Below are 2,458 nucleotides of genomic sequence, written 5' to 3'. Positions count from 1 at the left end.
GATATGGCTGGTCAGCGTATTGATAACTTCTTACGCAACCAATTAAAAAACATCCCGAAAAGCATGATTTACCGAATCGTGCGTAAAGGCGAAGTCCGCGTAAACAAAAAACGCATCAAGGCTGAGTACAAACTAAAAGCTGGTGATTTAGTTCGTATCCCGCCAGTTACCATTGAAGAGAAAGTCGAAGAGAACGTGCCAAGCACGAAACTCAACAAGGTTTCAGAATTGGAACAGTGCATCATTTATGAAGATGATCACATGCTGATTCTAAATAAACCATCGGGCACTGCCGTTCATGGCGGTAGTGGACTTAAGTTTGGCGCAATTGAAGCATTGCGTGCACTTCGTCCTGAAGCTCGCTTTCTCGAGTTAGTGCACCGTATCGATAGAGATACGTCTGGCATCTTGCTTGTTGCTAAGAAGCGCTCGGCGCTAAGACATCTTCAAGCGCAATTCCGTGAAAAAACGGTTCAAAAATACTACTTCGCTTTAGTGATGGGCGAGTGGAAGAACAGCTGTAAGGTGGTGAACGCGCCTCTGCTGAAAAATGAAGTAAACAGTATCGTTCGTGTTAACCCGAATGGTAAAGCCTCGGAAACCCGTTTTAAGGTTTTAGAGAAGTTCAAAGATGCGACACTGATTCAAGCGAGCCCGATTACCGGTCGAACGCACCAAATTCGTGTACACACTCAATATACTGGCCACCCAATTGCATGGGATGACCGCTATGGTGATCGTCGTTTTGATGCTTACACTGGAAAAGTCGGTTTGGATCGTTTGTTCCTACATGCAGCAAACATCAAGTTCACGCACCCAGGTAGCGAAGAGAAGATGGATATCTCAGCTCCGATGGAAGCGCGATTAGAAAAAGCGCTGACTGGTTTACGTAAGCTTTAATAAGATACGAGATAAGAGATACGAAGGGGAGTACTCTTTTAGGATATAGTATCAGCTATCTGGAAATGAAAAAGGTTGACGAATATCGTCAACCTTTTTTGTTTGTGCTTGTTGTAGGAGATCCCCAACTCGCTCTTGGGGATGACGATAAGTGAATCTCCAATAACTAAATAACTAGCAGACCTCAGGATTTTAATAATCATTAGTTTCCGTCATTCCCTAGACTGACGAAGGAAGGAGTAGGGAATCTCTAGCGAAGATATCGCATCCGTTAAAGCACACTCATCCCTTGCGCATCTAACATATCGATCAAATCGATAAGCGGCAGACCGATAAGCGTGTTTGGATCTTTTCCTTCCATCTCTTTAAACAAAGCGATACCTAGTCCTTCACACTTAAAGCTGCCAGCGCACCAGTAAGGTTCTTCTTTTTCAACGTAAGAGATGATCTGTTGCTCGGTTAAGTCACGGAAGTGAACAATAAAGGTATCGAGACGCGTGTCAGCTCGTTGGGTTTTGTTATTCCATACAGTGACGCCTGTATAGAAGGTGATGCTCTTGCCACTTTGACGAGACAACTGTTCAATCGCTTTTTCACGCGTGTGAGGCTTACCTATGATCTCGCCGTCAATTACGCAGACTTGATCCGAACCAATCACCAAACTTGGCTGCTCGACGACGCAAGACTTAGCTTTGGTTTCTGCAAGACGCAGGACCAACTGTTGTGGAGTCTCCCCTGAAATCGGTGTTTCGTCACAGTCAGGCTTGGCTGTAATGAAGCTAATTTGTAGCTTTTTGAGGATCTCTTGCCTAAATGGTGAGGTAGAGGCTAAAACTAGTTGGTAATTTTTCATTTTAATTTACAATTCATAGAAGCATTTACAGTAGGATATAGGAAGTTATCCCGCTATTCATAATGCTCTGTATGGGAAAGGTAAAAAAGTGTACTTTTTTTGCCATTTCCTTTGACTAAACTCGATTTGGAAGATAAGATTCGCGCCCTATGCAAAAGGTAAAAATACCGCGTACAGTTGATCCGGCAAGAACGGCTCAGAAACGACTAGATTTAGATGGCATCATCCAAACCAGTCTTTTTAAGCGTTTAGCTGACGCAACTGAAGGCGTAAAACGTGACGCGCAAGTCTCATTGTCATTTGGGCTTGATGAACAACGATTAGTCGTTATCTCTGGTAAAGCTAACGTCGAAGTCGATTTAGAGTGTCAGCGTTGTAATGAGGTTTTCGCACATGAGTGCGATGTCCGATTCACTTATACTCCTTACTATAATGAGAAAAGTGAAGAGGAAGCACCGGAAGAGTACGATTTGGTAGATCTGAACGAGTACGGTGAGTTAGACCTGATTCAACTAGTTGAAGACGAGTTCATCCTTGGATTGCCACAAATAGCAATGCACGATAATGCGAAATGTAGCGTTAACTCAAATAACTTGGTGTTTGGTGAACTTCCTGAAGAAATTGAGGAAGACAAGAAGCCGAATCCATTTGATGTTTTAAAAAGCTTGAAGAAGTAACTGCTTCTTTAAGAATTTACATAGGAGT

At 43.0% G+C, this 2,458-nt stretch carries 3 protein-coding genes; 2 read left to right on the top strand and 1 reads right to left on the bottom strand.

The features are described 5' to 3' along the window. Positions 1–900: 23S rRNA pseudouridine(955/2504/2580) synthase RluC (gene rluC / locus BCT81_RS10350; protein ID WP_102424103.1), on the top strand; the 900-nt coding region annotated here is incomplete at its 5' end. A gap of 271 nt (positions 901–1,171) precedes the next feature. Here rluC and BCT81_RS10345 read toward each other — a convergent pair. After that, positions 1,172–1,753 carry a nucleoside triphosphate pyrophosphatase gene (locus BCT81_RS10345; protein WP_102424101.1) on the bottom strand — a complete coding sequence of 194 codons (582 nt, stop codon included), beginning with the start codon at positions 1,751–1,753 and terminating at the stop codon, positions 1,172–1,174. Positions 1,754–1,902: 149 nt separating this feature from the next. On the opposite strand from BCT81_RS10345, the gene yceD reads away from it, so the two are divergent. Continuing rightward, on the top strand, positions 1,903–2,430 hold the full coding sequence (gene yceD, locus BCT81_RS10340) for a 23S rRNA accumulation protein YceD (protein ID WP_102424100.1): 528 nt from the start codon (positions 1,903–1,905) through the stop codon (positions 2,428–2,430). The last annotated feature ends 28 nt before the right edge of the window (positions 2,431–2,458 follow it).

It is taken from the genome of Vibrio sp. 10N.261.52.A1, from assembly GCF_002876325.1.
GTDB lineage: Bacteria > Pseudomonadota > Gammaproteobacteria > Enterobacterales > Vibrionaceae > Vibrio > Vibrio chagasii.
This window is presented reverse-complemented; position numbering and strand designations above follow the sequence as displayed.

Bases quoted from the DNA above. Each gene is read 5' to 3' on its own strand.
- BCT81_RS10345 (WP_102424101.1), bottom strand. From the start codon at position 1,753: ATGAAAAATTACCAACTAGTTTTAGCCTCTACCTCACCATTTAGGCAA.
- yceD (WP_102424100.1), top strand. From the start codon at position 1,903: ATGCAAAAGGTAAAAATACCGCGTACAGTTGATCCGGCAAGAACGGCT.